Annotated in this window: 17 protein-coding genes and 3 tRNA genes; 13 read left to right on the forward strand and 7 right to left on the reverse strand. The window is 38.2% G+C overall.

The genetic code is table 11. The features are described 5' to 3' along the window. The first annotated feature begins 83 nt into the window (after positions 1-83). Positions 84-467 (forward strand): carboxymuconolactone decarboxylase family protein, encoded by a 384-nt coding sequence (locus tag ACLCEG_RS07535; protein WP_032025652.1) that lies wholly within the window; start codon positions 84-86, stop codon positions 465-467. Between the two features lie 38 nt (positions 468-505). Here ACLCEG_RS07535 and ACLCEG_RS07540 read toward each other — a convergent pair whose 3' ends face one another. After that, the gene (locus ACLCEG_RS07540) at positions 506-1,042 is read right to left on the reverse strand and encodes a cysteine peptidase family C39 domain-containing protein (RefSeq protein WP_410566923.1); all 537 of its coding nucleotides are present in this window, start codon (positions 1,040-1,042) and stop codon (positions 506-508) included. 222 nt (positions 1,043-1,264) lie between these two features. Here ACLCEG_RS07540 and ahcY point away from each other — a divergent pair, with 222 nt between their 5' ends. The 6 genes from ahcY to ACLCEG_RS07570 all read left to right on the forward strand — a co-directional run bounded on the left by ahcY (position 1,265) and on the right by ACLCEG_RS07570 (position 11,118). After that, entirely contained in the window at positions 1,265-2,647 is a 1,383-nt protein-coding gene (ahcY, locus tag ACLCEG_RS07545; RefSeq protein ID WP_410566925.1) for an adenosylhomocysteinase, read from the forward strand. Positions 2,648-2,717: 70 nt separating this feature from the next. Further along, a complete protein-coding gene (gene metF / locus ACLCEG_RS07550; protein ID WP_134261917.1) occupies positions 2,718-3,554 on the forward strand; it encodes a methylenetetrahydrofolate reductase [NAD(P)H] in 837 nt (278 codons plus the stop codon). Positions 3,555-3,572: 18 nt separating this feature from the next. Then, entirely contained in the window at positions 3,573-4,295 is a 723-nt protein-coding gene (locus tag ACLCEG_RS07555) for a 16S rRNA (uracil(1498)-N(3))-methyltransferase (RefSeq protein ID WP_191028957.1), read from the forward strand. Between the two features lie 134 nt (positions 4,296-4,429). Continuing rightward, on the forward strand, positions 4,430-7,282 hold the full coding sequence (locus ACLCEG_RS07560; RefSeq protein ID WP_410566928.1) for a putative bifunctional diguanylate cyclase/phosphodiesterase: 2,853 nt from the start codon (positions 4,430-4,432) through the stop codon (positions 7,280-7,282). 235 nt (positions 7,283-7,517) lie between these two features. Then, positions 7,518-9,788 carry an NADP-dependent malic enzyme gene (locus ACLCEG_RS07565; protein ID WP_004700400.1) on the forward strand — a complete coding sequence of 757 codons (2,271 nt, stop codon included), beginning with the start codon at positions 7,518-7,520 and terminating at the stop codon, positions 9,786-9,788. Positions 9,789-9,879: 91 nt separating this feature from the next. Continuing rightward, entirely contained in the window at positions 9,880-11,118 is a 1,239-nt protein-coding gene (locus ACLCEG_RS07570) for a multifunctional CCA addition/repair protein (RefSeq protein WP_004700397.1), read from the forward strand. Between the two features lie 49 nt (positions 11,119-11,167). Here ACLCEG_RS07570 and ACLCEG_RS07575 read toward each other — a convergent pair whose 3' ends face one another. Beyond that, positions 11,168-12,343 carry a S1C family serine protease gene (locus ACLCEG_RS07575; RefSeq protein WP_410566930.1) on the reverse strand — a complete coding sequence of 392 codons (1,176 nt, stop codon included), beginning with the start codon at positions 12,341-12,343 and terminating at the stop codon, positions 11,168-11,170. Between the two features lie 194 nt (positions 12,344-12,537). On the opposite strand from ACLCEG_RS07575, the gene ACLCEG_RS07580 reads away from it, so the two are divergent. The 6 genes from ACLCEG_RS07580 to ACLCEG_RS07605 all read left to right on the forward strand — a co-directional run bounded on the left by ACLCEG_RS07580 (position 12,538) and on the right by ACLCEG_RS07605 (position 15,131). Next, positions 12,538-13,296 (forward strand): Nif3-like dinuclear metal center hexameric protein, encoded by a 759-nt coding sequence (locus ACLCEG_RS07580; RefSeq protein WP_410566932.1) that lies wholly within the window; start codon positions 12,538-12,540, stop codon positions 13,294-13,296. Between the two features lie 145 nt (positions 13,297-13,441). Continuing rightward, positions 13,442-14,068 carry a superoxide dismutase gene (locus ACLCEG_RS07585; RefSeq protein WP_004700390.1) on the forward strand — a complete coding sequence of 209 codons (627 nt, stop codon included), beginning with the start codon at positions 13,442-13,444 and terminating at the stop codon, positions 14,066-14,068. Positions 14,069-14,214: 146 nt separating this feature from the next. Continuing rightward, positions 14,215-14,290 (forward strand) — tRNA-Asn (locus ACLCEG_RS07590). Positions 14,291-14,298: 8 nt separating this feature from the next. Beyond that, a tRNA-Asn gene (locus tag ACLCEG_RS07595) sits at positions 14,299-14,374 on the forward strand. Between the two features lie 181 nt (positions 14,375-14,555). Further along, a tRNA-Asn gene (locus ACLCEG_RS07600) sits at positions 14,556-14,631 on the forward strand. A 56-nt stretch (positions 14,632-14,687) separates the two neighbouring features. Then, positions 14,688-15,131 carry a DUF2726 domain-containing protein gene (locus ACLCEG_RS07605; protein WP_004700388.1) on the forward strand — a complete coding sequence of 148 codons (444 nt, stop codon included), beginning with the start codon at positions 14,688-14,690 and terminating at the stop codon, positions 15,129-15,131. Between the two features lie 11 nt (positions 15,132-15,142). Here ACLCEG_RS07605 and ACLCEG_RS07610 read toward each other — a convergent pair whose 3' ends face one another. The 5 genes from ACLCEG_RS07610 to glnA form a co-directional block, all read right to left on the reverse strand. Continuing rightward, positions 15,143-15,343 carry a hypothetical protein gene (locus tag ACLCEG_RS07610; protein WP_004700385.1) on the reverse strand — a complete coding sequence of 67 codons (201 nt, stop codon included), beginning with the start codon at positions 15,341-15,343 and terminating at the stop codon, positions 15,143-15,145. A gap of 103 nt (positions 15,344-15,446) precedes the next feature. Beyond that, entirely contained in the window at positions 15,447-16,754 is a 1,308-nt protein-coding gene (locus ACLCEG_RS07615) for an alpha/beta hydrolase family protein (protein WP_004700383.1), read from the reverse strand. A gap of 110 nt (positions 16,755-16,864) precedes the next feature. Further along, the gene (ubiA, locus tag ACLCEG_RS07620; RefSeq protein WP_410566934.1) at positions 16,865-17,743 is read right to left on the reverse strand and encodes a 4-hydroxybenzoate octaprenyltransferase; all 879 of its coding nucleotides are present in this window, start codon (positions 17,741-17,743) and stop codon (positions 16,865-16,867) included. Then, complete coding sequence (locus ACLCEG_RS07625) at positions 17,740-18,249, reverse strand: chorismate--pyruvate lyase family protein (protein WP_019457767.1); 510 nt, start codon at positions 18,247-18,249, stop codon at positions 17,740-17,742. Before ACLCEG_RS07625 ends, ubiA begins: the two co-directional genes overlap by 4 nt. A gap of 125 nt (positions 18,250-18,374) precedes the next feature. Beyond that, positions 18,375-19,790 carry a type I glutamate--ammonia ligase gene (gene glnA, locus ACLCEG_RS07630; RefSeq protein ID WP_171057781.1) on the reverse strand — a complete coding sequence of 472 codons (1,416 nt, stop codon included), beginning with the start codon at positions 19,788-19,790 and terminating at the stop codon, positions 18,375-18,377. Positions 19,791-20,427 lie beyond the last annotated feature (637 nt).

Consider the following 20,427-nt stretch of genomic DNA (forward strand, 5'->3'; position numbering starts at 1 on the left):
CTATTGCAATCATTTTTGATTCGCATTAATTAATAAATAGCCATAAAAGCGTCACTCGACGCTTTTATTTTTAGGAGAAATTAATGTCTAAGCAAGATTACGAAAATGGATTAAAAGTACGCACAGAAGTGATGGGAGAAACTTTTGTAAAACGTGCCCAAGAAAATACCGTACCCTTTACCCAACCTTTACAAGACTGGATTAATGAACATGCATGGGGATCAACTTGGCAACGTGAAGGTGTGCTTCCACGTAAATATCGCTCATTAATTACTTTAGCAATGCTCACAGCACTCAAATCACCAACAGAACTCAAGGGCCATGTTCGTGGCGCACTCAACAATGGTTGTACAGTTGAAGAGATTCAAGAAACTTTATTGCATAGTCTGCCATATTGCGGCGCGCCTGCTACTCAAGAAGCTTTTCGTGCTGCTTTAGAAGTCATTCAAGAATATCAACAACAATAACTTCAATCTGAGCCAGCACTCTACTGGCTCACTTTGACCTAATTTAATGTAGTCGAATAAATATTTAAATTACGATCACCAATTACAATAGCCTGACGACAAATTCCTTCTGCTTTACGCTGGTTCTCAAAAACTGCAGCTGACATTGGTTCGAAACTATCAAAAAAGCAAATTTCTTTTGGATCTATAGAATAAACAAGAGACTGATTACCGACCCCATCCAAAGTGTCATAGTACACGATTACCATTTGCCCATTTTGAATTGCGACTTGAATATCTTGATAGCTCAGTGCTGGTCCCGTTGGTATTTTTAATACCTTTGCTTCTTTATAACTCATGCGTTCACTAGGGCTAATGTTAGGGTCTTTATCTGAGTGAAATGAAACATCAAAACCAAACTTTTTTAAAGCAACAGCTAAAGCAATGGTATAGGTACCATCTTGCTCATATCGGCAAACTTTAATCAATTCAGCAACATCAACCTGAACCCCATAATGCTTTAGCACCATCCAAACTGCAAAAACACCACTGTTTGCCTCGAGGTTTGCCAAAGATTCGGGAATGTTTAAGGCCATAATTTAAATCTAAAGTCGTAATTAAGCAGATAATAAACAAAACTGGATTGGCACTAAAAGCTTTTCCAAGTACAATGTTTCGCTAGTCGAGGGATGCTGCGACAAATGATCGGCACTAAAGATCATTTTGCCAGGCTCGACGATCGGTTAAACACTCGTTTTAACCAACAACGGCATCCGCGAACAGAATGATCAATACTATTTTTTTCCTAGGAGATCCTGATGAACGCGGTTAATGCTTCATTTACAGATTACAAAGTTGCTGACATTTCACTTGCTGACTACGGTCGTAAAGAAATCAAACTTGCTGAAGCAGAAATGCCAGCTTTGATTGGCTTACGTAAACGCTATGCAGCATCTAAACCACTTGCTGGCGCAAAAATTCTTGGTTGTATTCACATGACCATTCAAACAGCGGTTCTAATTGAAACGCTTGTTGAATTAGGTGCTGAAGTTCGCTGGACATCATGTAACATTTTCTCAACTCAAGACCACGCTGCTGCTGCAATTGCTGCTCGCGGTATTCCAGTTTTTGCTTGGAAAGGTGAAACTGAAGAAGAATATGTATGGTGCCTAGAGCAACAAATCAATGTAAATGGTCAACCTTGGGATGCCAACATGATCTTGGACGATGGCGGTGACTTAACTGCTCTTGTTCACGACAAATACCCTGCTCTTTTAGAACGTATTCACGGTATTACCGAAGAAACAACAACAGGTGTTCAACGTCTTATCGAAATGTGGAAAGACGGTTCTTTGAAAGTACCTGCAATTAACGTAAATGACTCAGTTACTAAGTCTAAAAACGACAACAAATATGGCTGCCGTCACTCATTAAATGACGCAATCAAACGCGCAACAGATATGTTGTTATCTGGCCGCCGTGCGCTTGTGATCGGTTACGGTGACGTAGGTAAAGGTTCTGCTCAATCTTTACGTCAAGAAGGCATGATTGTTCGTGTAACAGAAGTTGACCCGATTTGTGCAATGCAAGCATGTATGGACGGCTATGAAGTTGTATCTCCATACAAAAACGGCGTACAAACAGGTAAAAAAGAAGATGTTAACCAAGACTTACTTGGCAACACTGACCTTGTTGTAACGACTACTGGTAACTACCACGTATGTGATGCTGCAATGTTAGATAGCTTAAAAGCTGGTGCAGTTGTATGTAACATCGGTCACTTCGACACAGAAATCGACACTGCGTATTTACGTGGTTACAAGTGGGTTGAAGTTAAGCCACAAGTTCACCAAGTTTATCGTTCAGAAGACGAAAACAACTACCTTATCCTTCTTTCTGAAGGTCGCCTTGTAAACCTAGGTAATGCAACTGGTCACCCATCACGCGTGATGGACGGTTCTTTTGCTAACCAAGTTTTAGGTCAAATTCACTTATTCCAAGAGAAATTTGCTGACCTTCCTGCAAACGAAAAAGCTGCAAAAATCCGTGTAGAAGTTCTTCCTAAGAAACTTGACGAAGAAGTTGCTGCGGCAATGGTTGCCGGTTTCGGTGGTGTACTTACCCAGTTAACTCAAAAGCAAGCCGATTACTTAGGCGTTGCTGTTGAGGGACCATTCAAGTCTGACGCTTACAAATACTAAGAACTTAAGGGCAGACGGTGAACCGACTGCCCTTTTTTCTAAAATGTTTCGCTGTTTACAAGGATTTGACATGACTAAACGTACACCTATTTCTTTTGAGTTTTTCCCGCCAAAAACTGATGCCGGTGCTGAAAAACTTCGTATTGTTCACCAAGAACTACAGCTATTAAACCCTGAGTTTTTCTCGATTACTTATGGAGCCGGTGGCTCTACTCGCGAACGCACGCTTGCTGCTATTGATGATTTCAATGGCAAAGGTACACCTGTTGCCCCTCACCTTTCTTGTATTGGTGATGATAAAGCGCGTATTGCTGAACTACTCGATTTATACAAGGCACAAGGTATTGACCGTATTGTCGCTTTACGTGGCGACTTACCATCTGGTCAGGTTGGACTTGGCGAGCTTCCTTATGCTCAAGATTTAGTACGTTTTATTCGTGAGCACTCAGGTGATCATTTTCATATTGAAGTTGCAGCTTATCCAGAAATGCATCCTCAAGCTGAAAATCTTGATTCAGATATTCAACGTTTTATTGAAAAAGTACAAGCTGGTGCTAATGCAGGAATTACCCAATTCTTTTTTAATCCAGATTCGTACTTTTACTTTATAGAGCGCTTGGAGAGTGCAGGAATTAACATTCCAGTGGCTCCTGGTATTATGCCAATTACCAATGCAAGCAACTTAATTCGCTTTGCAGATGGTACTGGTGCTGAAATTCCTCGTTGGATCCGTAAGCAGTTACAAGCCTATGGCGATGACAGTGAAAGTATTAAAGCTTTCGGTCATGAAGTTGTTGTTAAGCTATGCGAGCGCTTGATTGCAGGTGGCGCACCAAGCTTACACTTCTATTCAATGAATCAAGTTGAACCAACCCGTCAACTTGTTGTTGATCTTGGTTTAAATTAATTTTGTAAGGCGTACCCAATGAATCGTTTTTTTATCGAAACTGAACTTACAGTTGGCTCAACAATTCAACTGACTGAATCGGTATTTCATCATTGGGTGCGTGTTTTACGTGCACAACCACAAGAACAAGCAACTCTATTTAATGGTCAAGGTGGTGAGTATCTTGCGACTCTGACAGAAATTAATAAAAAAAATGCATTTGTCGCCATTGAGAATTTTAATCCTGCTAACCGTAATGCCCCTTTTAAAGCTGTTCTTGGTCAGGTCATGAGTAAAGGCGACCGAATGGATTATGCCATTCAAAAAGCCACTGAACTTGGTGTAAGCAAAATTCAGCTTTTAACCAGTGAACGCTGTGAAATGCGTTTAAAATACGACCGTGATCAAAAAAAATTAGACCATTGGCAAGCTGTTGCAATTGCAGCCTGTGAACAATGCGGGCTAAACTTTGTCCCAGAAGTTTTAGCACCCGTCCCTCTTCATGAATGGCTAAAATCTTCTGATCTTCCTGCATCCAAATTTGTTTTGGCTCCTGAAAAAGAACAAAAAGATGTACTAGCAGGGATCCAACCAGAACTCGCCCTCTTAATTGGTCCTGAGGGTGGTTTAAGCGAAAATGAAATTACACAAGCCAATCAAGCGGGTTTTATGAACTGGTGTATCGGAGACCGTGTATTACGCACCGAAACTGCGCCTGTTGTTGCATTATCTATTTTAAATTATCGGTTTTTATCCATATAAGCTAATTGAACATTGATTAAATCAACAATTAAAGTTAACTTACTTTTAATGTATGAATATTAATTTAAATTCTTTTCCACTGATAAATCAGATTCTTTCTGTATAAATGTAAAAAAATAGGATAGAAAAATCTTATGTCTGGCCTTCAGGAAGAATATTTACAGCATCAAACAAGGATTGAGCAGCTCCGACTCTCAATTCAATATATTCGCTTGTATCTGATTAGCTTAATATTACTTTGTTTAATTTCGGCCATTATTTTCACTTGTTACTTTACTTCTTACATTACAAATTTTATTTGGTCAATTGGTTTCACTATTTTATGTCTTAGTTGTCTATTATTTATCCCAAAGTTTTTAACACGTTATCGTGACATTAATTTCATTAGAAAAACTAATTTAACACTACAAGCTATTTGTTTGGTATCAGGGATATTAATAGGAGTGAATATAATTGTTCTGCATTTCTCCCTTCCTTCTACAATTATATCTATCTCTGATGTTCATATTCTAATTGGATTATTTATTAGTTCATCTCATATTATCGGTCTTACCTTTCTAACTCAGCAACCCCGATATTTTTATTTACTTTTTATTCCAAGTACTGTTCCGCTTATTATTAGCCAGTTTACACATGTACAGACATCGCAACTTCCCTTTTACTTTGCGTATAATTTAGCCTTCTTAGCTACCCTACTTTGTGCTTACGCAACTCAACGTAACTACCAAAAAATTTCTCAGCTCCTATTTAAAAATAAACAACTCGTACAAGTTGCGGAACAACATACACAATGGGCTGAAGAATTATGTATACAACTTCAACAAGAAGTAAATAAATCAAAAGATATTGAAGCACAGCTTCAATTTAATAATCATTTGCTCGAACAGAAAGTACGTGAAAGAACCTATGATTTAACTAAAATGAATGAGAAGCTTGAAAGCCATCATCATAATTTGGCATTTGCTCATGAAACTGCTGGTATTCGTCCGTGGGATTGGGACATTGAAAAACAAAAATTAGAAATTACTTTTTTTGATCGACAAAAGCAGACTCAAAGTACATCTTTACACCTCAATACAATTTTAGAACGTATCCATCCCAATGATCGAAAGTTATTTGATGAGCGTTTAAAAGAGCATTTAGATGGAAAATCTGATCACTTCAATATTACCTTTCGTATTTTACGGCGTAATGGTTCTTGGCGCTGGATACATGATGTAGGTCGTGTCATTAGCCGTGACCCTAAAACCAATAAAGCTTTACGTATGGTGGGAATGACTAGAGATATTCATCAAGAAAAAAAAGATCAAGAACATTTGAGACTTTGCGCTATTGTGCTCGAACAAGCAGCAGAAGGAATTTTTATTTTAGATGATAAACTGAATTATATTGATGTTAATCCCTATTATGAAAAATTAACTGGTTTCTCGAAATCTGAATTGTTAAATCAACAACTATTTAATATCACAATAAATCATAAATTACAGCAACAAGAGTTTCATGACTCCATTACCCAGCAACTACTTAAAACTGGCGAATATATGGGCCAGTTTGATGAAAAGTTTGTATCAGGTAAAAGTGTTCACTTATGGCTCCATATTAATGCTGTGAAAGATGAACATAATCAAGTTATTAATTATATTGGTTTTGCACGTGATTTAACCGAACAAAAGCGACAAGAGCAACATTTATCTTATTTAAAAAATTATGACAGCTTAACTCATCTTCCTAATCGTTTTTATTATTACAATCAATTACACCAGTATTTAATTAATCCATCTTATAGCTTTAAAAATCTTGCATTAATACGCATTAATATTGATAGGTTTAGAGCGTTTAATGAGTTTTTAAATAATGATAGTGGTGATGAATTACTAAAACAGTTTGCGCAGCGTCTACGCCTCACCAACATTAATGCCATTTTAGTGGCTTACTTAAATGGTGATGATTTTGCAATTATTTATGAAATATCACCAATTCATCCTAATATTGAGCAATATTGCCAAAATATTTTACAAGCATTAAATACTCCATTTTATATTGATCAACAAGAGTATTTTATTACCGCCTCTATTGGAGTTGCCTGCTTTCCAGAACACGGTAGACAAATTGACCATCTCAATAACCATGCCGAACAAGCACTATCTGAAGCAAAACGTTTAGGTGGTAACACCATTTGCTACTATTTCAATAAAGCAAGCAATCCGTATAAAACCGCAGATTTAGAGCAAGAATTACGCAAAGCTATCCAAAATGATGAATTTATTGTTTATTACCAACCAAAAATTAATTTAAATGACAAATCTGTTAAAGGCTTTGAAGCCTTAATTCGTTGGCAACATCCGGACAAGGAATTAGTCATGCCGAATATGTTCATTCCTTTTGCCGAACGTAGTAGCCTTATTTCCGATATTGGTAAAGTGGTTTTAGATAAGGTTGGCAAACAATTACAAGAGTGGAAAAACTCAGGTTATTCAGATATTCAAGTCTCTGTAAATATTGTTGCTCAACAAATTCATCGTGGACTTTTACTGAATGATTTAGATGAAGTTTTAGAGAAATATCAACTCGATGGATCAAATCTAGAACTCGAAATTACTGAATCGGCTTTATTAGACAATACTGATAATGTAAAAAAATTATTGCATTCAATTAAAGAACGCAATATTTCGATTGCACTCGATGACTTTGGTACAGGCTATTCATCTTTAGCTTACCTGACAGAATATCCAATCGATGTTTTAAAAATTGATCGGGCCTTTATTTCAAAAATCGGCGATCAAAAACAAGAAGCTATTGTCAATGCCATGATTGCGATGGGCAAAAGTATGGGATTAAAACTGGTGGCTGAAGGTGTTGAAACCGAAGAGCAAGTTATTTATCTACAAAAACAACAATGTGATTTTTTACAAGGCTATTTCTTTAGTCGTCCACTTCATCCAAATCAGATTAAGCAATATCTTCAATCAAATACACATATTTCATAATTGTTTTAACAGTCTATTTTACATGCACTGGTTTTTCCAAAAATGAGCGTTTTTGACTGTGAGAAATAGAGAAGTAGTGTTATATTCTTTAGCATTTAGCTCACTATGGGGCTATTGGCAATTCGTCTACTATTCTCTTAATTGGCAAAATTAAAGCATAGTAAGAGCGTCACATTGCCTCCCCCTAAATGAGTGATTTGACTAGTTTGCTTTTTTGTATCAAATAGAGACTCAGATGGACGATCAATCTTTAAAACAGGCCGCTTTAAATTACCACGAATATCCAAATCCAGGGAAAATCAGCGTCACGCCTAGTAAGCAACTCGTCAACCAACGAGATTTAGCTCTAGCTTATTCACCAGGGGTTGCTGCTCCATGTTTAGAGATTGAACGTGATCCTTCAGCTGCTGCAAAATATACTGCACGTGGCAACTTAGTTGCTGTTGTAAGTAACGGTACTGCGGTTCTTGGTTTAGGTAATATTGGTCCATTAGCTTCTAAACCAGTAATGGAAGGTAAAGGCGTTCTTTTCAAAAAGTTCGCTGGTGTTGACGTATTTGATATTGAAATTGCTGAGAACGATCCAGATAAAATCGTTGATATTGTTGCTTCATTAGAACCGACTTTCGGCGGCATTAACCTTGAAGATATCAAAGCGCCAGAATGTTTCTATATCGAGAAGAAACTTCGTGAACGCATGAAAATTCCTGTGTTCCATGATGACCAACACGGTACAAGTATTATTGTAGGTTCAGCATTATTAAATGCTCTACAACTGGTTAACAAGAAAATTGAAGAAATCAAAATTGTTGCTTCAGGTGCAGGTGCTGCTGCCCTTTCTTGTTTAGATTTACTTTGCGCTTTGGGCGTAAATAAAGAAAATATCATTGTAGCCGACTCTCGTGGTCTTCTTACGACTTCACGTGAAGGCTTAGATGAATCTAAAAAACGTTATGTACAAGACATTAAAGCGACTCAATTACATGAAGTAATGGCTGGCGCAGATATGTTCTTGGGCCTTTCAGCTGCTGGCATTCTCACCAAAGACATGGTGAAACTAATGGCTGAAAATCCAATTATCTTTGCTTTGGCAAACCCAGATCCAGAAATTTTACCTGAACACGCGCATGAAGTACGCCCTGATGTCATCATGGCAACTGGTCGTTCGGACTACCCAAACCAAGTAAACAACGCTTTATGTTTCCCTTATATCTTCCGTGGTGCACTTGACGTAGGTGCCACAACAATTAATGAAGATATGAAAATTGCTTGTGTACATGCAATTGCACGTATGGCTCACGTAGAAGCTGATGCTGCTACTTATGGCGAAAAATCTGCCTCATTTGGTCGTGACTACTTAATTCCACGTCCACTTGATCAACGCTTAATTTTAGAAATCGCACCTGCTGTTGCTAAAGCTGCAATGGATTCAGGTGTGGCAACTCGTCCTATCGAAGACTTTGCTGCATATCGTCAAAAATTATCTGAGTTTGTTTATAACTCTGCATTCTTGATGAAACCAATCTTCGCTCAAGCAAAAACAGATCCTAAACGTATTGCATACGCTGAAGGTGAAGATGAACGCGTATTACGTGCTGTTCAAATTGCAGTTGATGAAGATTTAGCTAAACCAATTTTAGTTGGTCGTACTGCTGTCATTGAAGCAAATATCAAAAAATTAGGCCTACGTTTACAACATGGCGTGAATATTGAGATTGTAGATCAAGAACAAAACCCGATGTACGAAGAGTTTTGGAAAGACTATTACCAAACAATGCAACGTAAAGGCATTACTGTTGAATATGCTCAACGTGAAGCTCGTCGTCGTTCAACTTTAATCGCATCACTTCTGGTTAAATTTGGTAAAGCTGATGGTATGTTATGTGGTACTTACAGTAGCTATAACATTCACCTAGACTTCGTACGCAACGTTATTGGCCTTAAAGAAGGTATGAACAACTTCTTCACGCTAAATGCATTAATGCTTGAAGACCGTAACCTGTTTATTGCTGATACCTATGTAAACACTAACCCGACTGCTGAACAACTTGCTGAAATGACAATTTTAGCAGCTGAAGAAGTACGTCGTTTTGGTATTACACCACGTGTAGCTTTACTTTCTCACTCAAGTTTCGGTAGCGACCAGACTGATTCAAGCGCTCAAAAAATGCGTGAAGTTTATCGTATTTTATCTGAGCAAGCTCCAGAGCTTGAAGTTGAAGGTGAAATGCATGGTGATGCAGCATTAGATGAAAGCATTCGTCAATTTGCATTCCCAGGTTCACGTTTCAAAGGCTCAGCAAACTTGCTCATTATGCCGAACCTAGATGCAGCAAACATTTCATTTAACTTGCTAAAAGCAACTTCTGGTAACAACGTTACCATTGGTCCAATTTTGCTAGGTGCTGCGAAACCAGTTCATATTTTGACACCTACAGCGACGACTCGCCGCCTTATCAATATGACTGCTTTAACTGTTGCTGAAATTCAACAACAAGAAAAGTAATTTAGAAACTGCTTTTTACGAAAAGCGTTTCTAATGACTTGAGAAAACCTCTATTCTGTAGCATGATTGCTTGAAGAATAGAGGTTTTTTCATGCAAGTGTATTTAGTAGGCGGTGCTGTTCGAGATTATTTACTTGGGCATCCCTATCAAGAAAAGGACTATGTTGTGGTCGGTGCAACGCCGGAACACATGCTCGCCCAAGGTTTCCAACCTGTAGGCAAAGATTTCCCTGTGTTTCTTCATCCCCAAACCAAAGAAGAATATGCACTTGCACGAACCGAACGGAAATCAGGTCAGGGCTATCACGGATTTCAATTCTTTACTGATACCACTGTAAGCTTAGAAGATGACTTAATTCGTCGTGATTTAACCATTAATGCAATAGCCATGGATCAAGACGGCAAAATATATGATCCATATGGTGGGCAAAGCGACTTAGAGAATAAAACTCTACGCCATGTTTCAGAAGCTTTTGCTGAAGACCCTTTAAGGGTTTTACGTGTGGCTCGTTTTGCAGCACGATATTTCCCATATGGTTTTCAAATTGCTCCTGAGACTTTGCAGCTTATGCAAACTATGGCGGAGTCAGGTGAACTAGATGCATTAACACCAGAACGTGTTTGGAAGGAAACTTCTCGCGCTTTAATGGAAACTCATGCAGACATTTACTTCCAAACTCTGCGTGATTGTGGGGCGTTAAAACATCTTTTCCCTGAAATTGATGCTTTATTTGGTGTACCTCAGCGTCCTGAATATCACCCAGAAGTAGATTGTGGCATTCATACCCTTATGTCATTACAACAAGCTTGTAAATCCAATTATTCACTCGACGTGCGTTTTGCTGTTTTAGTGCATGATCTTGGTAAAGCATTGACCCCTGCTGATGAGCTTCCTCGCCATATCATGCATGAAGAGCGTGGTATTAAACCAGTTACTGAGTTGTGTGAACGTTTACGAGTTCCAACTCAGACCAAGCAGTTGGCATTATCAGTGTGCAAAGAACATTTAAAATGCCACCAGATTATGTCCTTAAAACCAGGCACTTTATGGCGTCTACTACAACGCCTAGATGTTTTACGTCGTCCTGAAAGAGTAGAAGCTTTTGTACAAGCGTGTGAATGTGATGCAAAAGGAAGATTAGGATTAGAAGATCGTCCTTATCCTCAAGCTCAATATATGCTTGAAGCTATGCAGATTGTTCGCTCTATTAAAGTTCAGAATTTACCTGAAAATATTAAAGGTGCTGAAATTGGTGAGATGCTCATTCAATATCGAATTGAAGCTTTAACTGAATTTAAAAATCAGCATCAAAGTGTTAGTCATTCCTAATGAGTAATCATAAAAAAAGCCTCTTTACGAGGCTTTTTTTATTTAGATTTTAACGCTTTGGTAGCGGAATATACTGAGATTGGGTATTTTGCGCTTTACGCTCCCCCACAGTCACAACAAAGTTTTGTTGTTTACCATCTCGTTCAACCAGTACATTAATTTCGCTATTCGGTGCTTGTAAAGCCACATAGTTAATTAAGTGAGAAGCCGAAGTAATCGGTTCATTATTCACCTGAACAATTTTATCGCCCACTTTAATGCCTGCTGAAGCTGCTGGTCCACTTTTTAGAACATCAGCGACTACAACACCCACTGGAGGTTTTGGTGCCAACACATCATCTTGTGTAGGTGGAAGTAAACTAATACCTAACCAACCACGAACAACACGACCATCTTTTAAAATTGAGTTTAATACTTGCTGACAAACTTTAGCAGGAATCGCAAAACCAATACCTAATGAACCACCAGATTGCGAGAAAATAGCAGTATTTACACCAATCAAGTTACCTGCGACATCAATTAACGCACCACCCGAGTTACCTGGGTTAATTGCAGCATCTGTTTGAATAAAGTCTTCGTAAGTATTGATACCTAAATCTGAGCGACCAGTTGCGGAAACAATTCCCTGAGTTACTGTTTGACCCACACCAAATGGATTACCAATTGCTAAGACAACATCACCAACTTCATTACCACTCAATTTAAATGGCAATACTGGTAACTTATCTAAATCAATTTTAATCACTGCCAAATCTGTATCAGGATCTGTCCCGACAATTGTAGCTACGGCACGACGTCCATCATGTAAAGCAACTACAATCTGGTCGGCTTGAGCAATCACATGATTGTTCGTCAAGATATAACCATCGGCACGAACAATAACACCAGATCCTAAGCTATTTTCATTTTGCTGTTGTTGTTCAGGAACCTGATTTCCAAAAAATTCACGGAAGACAGGATCACTCAATAAAGGATGATTTTGTTTAACTTTCTGGGTCGTAAAAATATTCACAACTGCCGGCGCTGCAACTTTTACAGCAGCGCTATAGGACACCACCCCGCCCGTTCGAGAAGTATCCACCAGTGGTTCAACTTTCTCAGCAGGCATTTGCACACCATCAACTGCAACAGTTGGTTTCGGCCGATGGTATTTTTGCCATGCGATAAAACTGGCAATTACAATAATAAGTAACACCCAAGGTAACCATGTAAAGGTGCGGCGCACGTTCATATCCTCTACGAAAAGAAGTTTTTAATTAAATTAATATATTGAACAAAAAGAATTTTCAATTACGCATTTTAAATTAAATATGTCGATATACATAAAAAAGTCAAAAAAGATTTGTCTAGCTTTAGTTACACAACAAAATATGTTTCTATAGCTTTAGCAATTATTTACTACTCAATTCAGGAAATATCATGGCGAATTTGCATGAAATTATTCAGTGGTGTGATCAAACCTTAAAAGCGGCAGAATTTAAAGATTACGCACCAAATGGCCTGCAAATTGAAGGTTCAACTGAAGTAAATCGTATCGTTTGTGCCGTTACTGCTTCCGCAGATGCTATTGATGCAGCAATTGCTCAAAACGCAGACTTATTACTCGTGCACCACGGTTATTTTTGGAAAGGCGAACCGTACCCAATTACAGGAATGCGCGGCAACCGTATTAAAAAACTCATTCAAAATAATATTTCATTAGTCGCTTACCATCTGCCGTTAGATGCGCACCCAACTTTGGGCAACAATGTAGCGATTGCAGAGAAATTAGATTTACAGAATTTAGAACCTCTTGATTTAACCGAAAAACATCCGATTGGTAATATCGGTTATTTAGAACAAGCGCTTTCTGTAGAGGAATTTAAAACAAAACTACAAAATAGCTTTGATTTTAAAGTCATTCACTTACCAGCAGAAAAACAAACTATTCAAAAAATAGGCTTCTGTACAGGTGGTGCTCAAGATTATATTTCTAAAGCGGCTTTGCAAAACTGTGATGTTTATATTTCTGGTGAAGTGAGTGAACGAACTTTTTACGAAGCTAAAGAATTAGGTGTTCATTATTTTGCCTGTGGTCACCATGCAACCGAACGTTATGGCGTTCAACGTTTGGCCCAAGCCATTTCAAAACAATTTGCAATTGAAGCTGAATATTTTGAATTGAATAATCCGATTTAATTAAGTCTTTTTTTCAATCTGTGTTATGCGTATTAATTAGATCTTTATTGTGTATAGTTCTTTAAAACGATGCCCTATTGTTACCAGAATCATTTACAATAGAGCCACTTAATTGTATAACCCAGCAAATGCAAGGAATAGGAACATGACAACCATTACTTTACCTGCACTTCCATATGGCTATGATGATTTAGCGCCACATATCAGTAAAGAAACTTTAGAATACCATCACGACAAACACCACAATACCTATGTTGTTAACTTAAACAACTTAATTAAAGGCACTGACCTTGAAGGTAAGACTTTAGAAGAAATCATTAAAGCAACTGCTGGTGATGCTTCTAAAGCTGGTATTTTCAACAATGCTGCTCAAGTTTGGAACCACACTTTCTACTGGAACAGCATGAAACCAAATGGTGGTGGTAAGCCTACTGGCGCAATCGCTGCTAAAATTGACGAAGCTTTCGGTAGCTACGAAAAATTTGCAGAAGAATTCGCTGCTGCTGCAACAACTCAGTTCGGTTCAGGTTGGGCTTGGTTAGTTGCTGATGAAGTAAACGGTAAACTTTCTATTACTAAAACTTCTAATGCAGACACTCCACTTGCACACGGTCAAATTGCTGTATTAACAATTGACGTATGGGAACATGCTTACTACATCGATTTCCGTAACTTACGTCCTAAATACATCTCAACTTTCTTAGAAAGCCTTGTGAACTGGGACTATGCAAATGCAAAACTTGCAGGTCAACCAGCTGGTGTAGAGAAATAATTTTATTTCTTTATAAAAAACCACCCTTTTTAGGGTGGTTTTTTTGTTTTTAGTGCAGTAAAAGCATATTAATCAAGCAAACGATTCATTTTCTTTAATATTCTTATTGACGCATTTAGATTTCATCCATAAAATGCGCATCAGATTCTCCAATAGCTCAGTCGGTAGAGCGACGGACTGTTAATCCGCAGGTCCCTGGTTCGAGCCCAGGTTGGAGAGCCATCTACTAATCTCCCATAGCTCAGTCGGTAGAGCGACGGACTGTTAATCCGCAGGTCCCTGGTTCGAGCCCAGGTGGGAGAGCCAAGATTCTAAAAGCCCACATTTATTGTGGGCTTTTTCTTTTCTAATGATTTAATAATTTTCCATTATTTTAAATAAAATCAATGTTTCGTGTATTTTTAAGCCAAACGATTAGATATTCTCTTTAATTCTCTTATTAGCCCTTGACCTAGCTCCCTTTCCTCCCTAAAATCCTTTTCCAGATTCTCCCATAGCTCAGTCGGTAGAGCGACGGACTGTTAATCCGCAGGTCCCTGGTTCGAGCCCAGGTGGGAGAGCCAAGATTCTTAAAAACCCACTCATTACGAGTGGGTTTTTATTTGTATGATGCTGTCACATGTTCGAATCGAGTCATTTATTTTTTATTATTTTAGGCTGCTTAAGCACCTGCATTTTTCTTGTCGTTTGTTTACGTCCCTATTTATTTCAAAAACAAAAATTCTTTGCCCGCCCTGTCATTACTAATTTTGAAACTCAGATGTTTATCCGTTTGAAACAGAGTTTCCCTAGTTACCATGTTTTAGCTCAAGTGGCCTTTAGTGCATTAATTACCAGTAATGATTATAAGGTTCGTAGTCAGTTCAACCGTAAAGTTACCGACTTTGTTGTGCTAAACGACAAAATGGAAGTCATCGCAATCATTGAGTTAGACGACCCTACCCATCTTGAGAAAGTAGAAGAAGACCGTATGCGTGATCAAATGCTTACAGAAGCAGGATATATCGTAAAACGTTATACAAGCATCCCTAGCGTACGCCAGCTACAAAAGGATATTCATTAACAGCACTTCTATTATTTCTTTTCAGAACTTGCAGCTTCTTTCTCCGCTATTCTTTTTTCCATTTCTAAACGTTGCTGCTCATACTGCTTTTTATTCTTAGCATCACTCTTTGCAGCAAAGAAAAGTATCCCAATAATCAAAAAAGGAATAAGCAAACCTAATCCCATTAATAACCAAGGAACAGACTTTTTTTCAACAGGTTGCTGGCTCATAAGTGTTTTAAACTCGAACGGTATCAATTTTCAGAATGCGTAACAATATAACAAAAAGGGCCCACTTTTGGACCCTTTTAATTTGAATATTTTAAATACACGCTTATTGTGCTAATCCTGTACATTCAACATTTTTACTAGCATCTATCACCGATGGATCAAGCACTATATTTGTTTTAGCTGGCATCTTAGATTGAACAAATTGATAAATTTCAGCATTTCTACATACAATCGCTTGAGTGTGAGCAGCCCCTAGTACAGGTACAAACGTCACATCAGTTCCCATTTTTTTAAGACCATTTTGCAAGGCATCTGTAACTGGATATGGTACAGCCATATCAGCAGTACCTTGAACGATCATGACAGGTGAATTAATTTTTTTAGTCGCAGGCTGGTTATCAGTTAAGAATTTTTTCACAGTTGGGTTTTCTTGGAAATTACCAGCTAAACCTGGATAATCTGTAACTATTTTACCAGCATTAGTCGCAAGATAATCACGGATATCTGCCGCAAATTTATTATGTAAATCGGTTAAGCACATACCATTTTCGCCTGTAGTACCCTCTGCGAACTCAGCTATACTTTGTGAACGTTGTTGGAAAATCTCACGATAATTAAATTTAGGCTCATAAGCCGTAATACCTACTGTGGTATATGCAGCATATGCAAGTAGCTCAGCATAAACTTCGACAGCCGTACCAATAGGTGCTGTACCAGCTTGCTCTTTTTTAAGAATATCTTGAATTGCTTGTGGTGCAACTACAGAAATAATATAGCCAAGACTAGAAGCTGGTGCCGTTGCAACTGCACCTTTATAGTTGGTGTCGTTATTTGCAAATTCCGCAGTACCTAGAGAAGCATGCCCACCTTGAGACTGCCCAATCGACATCCATGCACCGTTTAGCTGATTACCATAGTGATCTTTTGCCGCTTTAACAGCTGCAATTGCAGATTTAGCTTCACTTCCCAAATTAAGGTATGGATGCATTCCACGCGTACCTAAACCTTCATAATCTGGGGCAATCACAACATAGCCTGCAGCCAGTAATGTATCCGCTAAAATTTTGAAACGTGGATTAATTGTATTATTGCTTGGTGCGCAGCCATCTCCTACACCTACTGTTCCATGCTCCCATACCACCACCCGATAGCCATCTTTAGGTTGTGCAATTTTAGGGAACATAACAAGAGCTGTTGCTTGAGCAGTTTTGCCTTGTACATTCTCCATGTTATAAGTCATAACTTTAATAGATGCGGCACCGCTTAAACTATCTTGAGAATAAGTTTTCTCAGAAATATATGTTTGATCAGGATTTACACCAATATAGTCATCATTATTGTCATTACACGCTGTAAGAAATAATGCTGAAACTGATAATGTTATAGCTAAAGCAATGTTTGACCGTTTCATAAAATATCCTTTTTATGTGTTATTTATTCCGCATATTTTTTATGCACAAATATTAAGACATAAAAAAAGTGCTCTGCATAGAACACTTTTCAACCTTACGGTCATTTTTACTATATGAAATTTAAAAATATTCCTAGAAAAATGATTAATCCAACCCAGCGATTGTGACGGAATGCCCAGAAACAAACCTGAGGATTGCGGTCTTTGGTTTTAATTGTTTGATATACAAAATCGAATGCCACTAAAACCAAAGCAATGATAGCCCATGGAAATAAAATATTTTCTAAATATAATGCGCTTCCAATCAAAACAAGGCTGGTTACTTGTAAAAGTGCAATAATTTGGATGTCATAACGCCCAAAAAGAATAGCGGTAGATTTCACGCCAATTTTTAAATCATATTCACGATCTGTAATTGCATATTGAGTGTCATAAGCCACTGTCCAAGCCAAATTACCAAAATAGAGCAACCAACAGGTTAAATCTGGAGTTTTACCTACCGCAGTAAAAGCCATAGGAATAGACCATGAAAATGCCGCTCCTAAAAATACTTGAGGTAAGTTGGTATAGCGTTTCATAAATGGATAAATAAACGCTAAAAATAATGCTCCAAATGACCAGTAGAAAGTTTCTATAGGTAAAAAAAACAAAAGACATGCGCTTGCTAAAACGAGTACCAAGAACACATACACCGCTTCTCTTGCACGAATAATTCCGGTTGCAAGTGGACGCGTTTTAGTACGCTCAACATGACCATCTACTTTACGGTCTGCAAAATCATTAATCGCACATCCCGCAGCGCGCATAAAAATGACGCCTAAAATCATGACGAATAAAACACCTAAATTAGGTATTCCTTTTGATGCAACCCAAAGCGCCCACATGGTTGGCCAAAACACCAGTTCAGTACCAATTGGCTTATCAAATCGACATAGATAATAATAAGCTTCTAAACGCTGACGCCATGTTGTGCCTGTTGCAGTCGTCATAGTAATTCCTTGTCGTGCTGCTGATATAAAAAAGCTTCAAAAGCCGGTAAGAATGTTTCTTGAACAATAAATTTACATCCATGCCAAGTATAGCAACTTTGTCGCGTCCAGCCTTCTGGTAAGCGAATAACACGACGGTCACACAGAGGTGTTGTTCTTTGAAATAAAAAACGGCCTATCGGTTTAGAACCAATATGCTGAAATATACGGGCTTTTTTTTGTAAACTTTGAATTGGAAAAATACTTTTTGCTTTAACCCATGGCTCAACTTCACAGCCATATAAATAGGTTTCCCTCACCCATGAAGTGTGGGTATGAGGCATATTCATCCATTGACTGTCTGCAAAAGTTAACCGTTGAAAATGTTCTTTGAAAGGTTTTACGCTGAACTGTCCACCGCCAAGTTCAGTCAATTGTTGTGTCAGAGAACCAGACGCATACAACCATGTTTTCAATGCAGGATTTAAAAATTGTTCCTGTTTAAGTACTGGTTGACGTTTACGCATAATCTGCTCACATGAAAACTCGCACCTAGTTTACCCCAATTTTTTGATAAAAAACGTAGAGAATTCAATCAACATTCCAAGCAATAAAAAAGCCTGCATAAGCAGGCTTTTTTATTAAATACGTATTACAAGCTGTAGTACATATCGAATTCAACTGGGTGAGTAGTCGTGTTAAGACGACGTACATCTTCAGTTTTAAGTTCGATGTATGCATCAAGCATTTCTTTAGTGAACACGCCGCCTTTTAACAAGAATTCGTGATCTGCTTGAAGTGCTTCAAGAGCCATATCTAAGCTATGAGCAACTGTTGGGATTTTTGCTTCTTCTTCTGGAGGAAGATCATACAAGTTCTTGTCAGCAGCTTCGCCCGGATGGATCTTGTTTTGGATACCGTCGATACCAGCCATTAATAATGCAGCGAAACCTAAGTACGGGTTCATCATTGGGTCTGGGAAACGAGCTTCGATACGCTTACCTTTAGGGCTAGAAACGTATGGAATACGGATAGACGCAGAACGGTTACGTGCTGAGTAAGCAAGCATAATTGGTGCTTCGAAGTGAGGAACCAAACGCTTGTAAGAGTTTGTAGATGGGTTTGTGATTGCATTCAATGCACGAGCGTGCTTGATGATACCACCGATGAAGTACAACGCCATTTCTGAAAGGCCTGCATATTCATCACCAGCAAACAAGTTCTTGCCATCTTTAGAGATAGACATGTGAACGTGCATACCAGAACCGTTATCACCTACCATTGGTTTAGGCATAAACGTAGCTGTTTTTGCATATTGATGTGCAACGTTCCAAACAGCATATTTGAACTGTTGAACTTCGTCAGCTTTACGAACAAGAGTATTGAAGCTCACACCAATTTCTAACTGGCAAGAAGCAACTTCGTGGTGATGTACTTCTACACGACCTGGACCCATGATATCTTCGATTTTTGCACACATTTCTGCACGCATATCTTGTGAAGAATCAACTGGAGGAACTGGGAAGTAACCACCTTTCACACGTGGACGGTGACCAGAGTTACCAGACTCATAGCTGTTACCAGTAGACCAAGCAGCTTCTTCAGCGATTAATGTATGACGAGCGCCAGACATATCGATGTCCCACTTCACTTCGTCAAATACAAAGAATTCTGGTTCTGGACCGAAGAATGCAGTATCACCGATACCTGTAGATTTTAAGTATTCTTCTGCACGGCGAGCAATCGAACGTGGGTCACGCTCATAACCTTGACCAGTTGAAGGTTCAATAACGTCACAAGTCACAACTACAGTTGGTTCAGCAAAGAACGGGTCGATGAAACCAGTTTCTGCATCTGGACGTAAGATCATGTCAGACGCTTCAATGCCTTTCCAACCAGCGATTGAAGAACCATCAAACATTTTACCGTCTTCAAAAGTATCTTCATCAATAGAATCAGCTGGGTAAGTTACGTGCTGTTCTTTACCCTTAGTATCAGTAAAGCGAAAATCGACCCATTTTGCGCCACTTTCTTGTATGAGTTGAAGGACCTTGTTCGCCATGCTCATTTTGCTCCAATGAAATTTTGTTGCACTTGTTGAGTGCGTGTTAGTTGCTGGTATTTATAAAGCAATTCTCATACCAACTTTATAAGACTTACCTAAAACATTGAATTACTTATATCTATTCATGATTTAGGCCCCTTGTCTTGAACCCATTATACTGTTTGAATGTGCAAATGCACCATATTCACACATTTTCAAATTATGGCATATTTAAACAGCTCATTATTGCCCTAATTTAGTGCAAAATTGTTGCACTGATATAACCCACTGCATCAATTTCTAACAGTCATTTCTGATCATAATACTTTCTTATATATAATGTTGAGATTGTTATCAGATTACACAAAAAATTTTACGGGTCTTAAAGCCATAGATCTCGCTCATTTTTACGATGCTTAAATGAGTCAAGCTAACTCATTAAGTAATCCAAATAATCTTTCTGTTGTTTACCTACAATCTTATAAATAGTTTTCATTTTTATGAATTCTTATCTTTCATTTCAGCACTATACAGTTCTTTTATTCAGCAAATGAACACTGATCATAATTAACACCTAATAACTAACTCCACTATTCATGTTCTTTTTCATTCACTTTTTTTATACAAGGTAAATTTGCTTTTATTATTAAAAATAACTAAA

Origin of the sequence: Acinetobacter sp. H1(2024) (assembly GCF_046557555.1) — a bacterium.
In the GTDB taxonomy this organism is placed as follows: Bacteria; Pseudomonadota; Gammaproteobacteria; order Pseudomonadales; family Moraxellaceae; genus Acinetobacter; species Acinetobacter seifertii.

What these genes read in the sequence shown, in the direction of transcription:
- ACLCEG_RS07605 (WP_004700388.1), top strand. Translation starts at nt 14,688, where the DNA reads ATGTTCGAATCGAGTCATTTATTTTTTATTATTTTAGGCTGCTTAAGC.
- ACLCEG_RS07585 (WP_004700390.1), top strand. Translation starts at nt 13,442, where the DNA reads ATGACAACCATTACTTTACCTGCACTTCCATATGGCTATGATGATTTA.
- ACLCEG_RS07560 (WP_410566928.1), top strand. Translation starts at nt 4,430, where the DNA reads ATGTCTGGCCTTCAGGAAGAATATTTACAGCATCAAACAAGGATTGAG.
- ACLCEG_RS07615 (WP_004700383.1), bottom strand. Translation starts at nt 16,754, where the DNA reads ATGAAACGGTCAAACATTGCTTTAGCTATAACATTATCAGTTTCAGCA.
- ACLCEG_RS07535 (WP_032025652.1), top strand. Translation starts at nt 84, where the DNA reads ATGTCTAAGCAAGATTACGAAAATGGATTAAAAGTACGCACAGAAGTG.
- ACLCEG_RS07565 (WP_004700400.1), top strand. Translation starts at nt 7,518, where the DNA reads ATGGACGATCAATCTTTAAAACAGGCCGCTTTAAATTACCACGAATAT.
- metF (WP_134261917.1), top strand. Translation starts at nt 2,718, where the DNA reads ATGACTAAACGTACACCTATTTCTTTTGAGTTTTTCCCGCCAAAAACT.
- ACLCEG_RS07610 (WP_004700385.1), bottom strand. Translation starts at nt 15,343, where the DNA reads ATGAGCCAGCAACCTGTTGAAAAAAAGTCTGTTCCTTGGTTATTAATG.
- ACLCEG_RS07625 (WP_019457767.1), bottom strand. Translation starts at nt 18,249, where the DNA reads ATGCGTAAACGTCAACCAGTACTTAAACAGGAACAATTTTTAAATCCT.
- ACLCEG_RS07540 (WP_410566923.1), bottom strand. Translation starts at nt 1,042, where the DNA reads ATGGCCTTAAACATTCCCGAATCTTTGGCAAACCTCGAGGCAAACAGT.
- glnA (WP_171057781.1), bottom strand. Translation starts at nt 19,790, where the DNA reads ATGAGCATGGCGAACAAGGTCCTTCAACTCATACAAGAAAGTGGCGCA.
- ACLCEG_RS07555 (WP_191028957.1), top strand. Translation starts at nt 3,573, where the DNA reads ATGAATCGTTTTTTTATCGAAACTGAACTTACAGTTGGCTCAACAATT.
- ACLCEG_RS07580 (WP_410566932.1), top strand. Translation starts at nt 12,538, where the DNA reads ATGGCGAATTTGCATGAAATTATTCAGTGGTGTGATCAAACCTTAAAA.
- ubiA (WP_410566934.1), bottom strand. Translation starts at nt 17,743, where the DNA reads ATGACGACTGCAACAGGCACAACATGGCGTCAGCGTTTAGAAGCTTAT.
- ahcY (WP_410566925.1), top strand. Translation starts at nt 1,265, where the DNA reads ATGAACGCGGTTAATGCTTCATTTACAGATTACAAAGTTGCTGACATT.
- ACLCEG_RS07570 (WP_004700397.1), top strand. Translation starts at nt 9,880, where the DNA reads ATGCAAGTGTATTTAGTAGGCGGTGCTGTTCGAGATTATTTACTTGGG.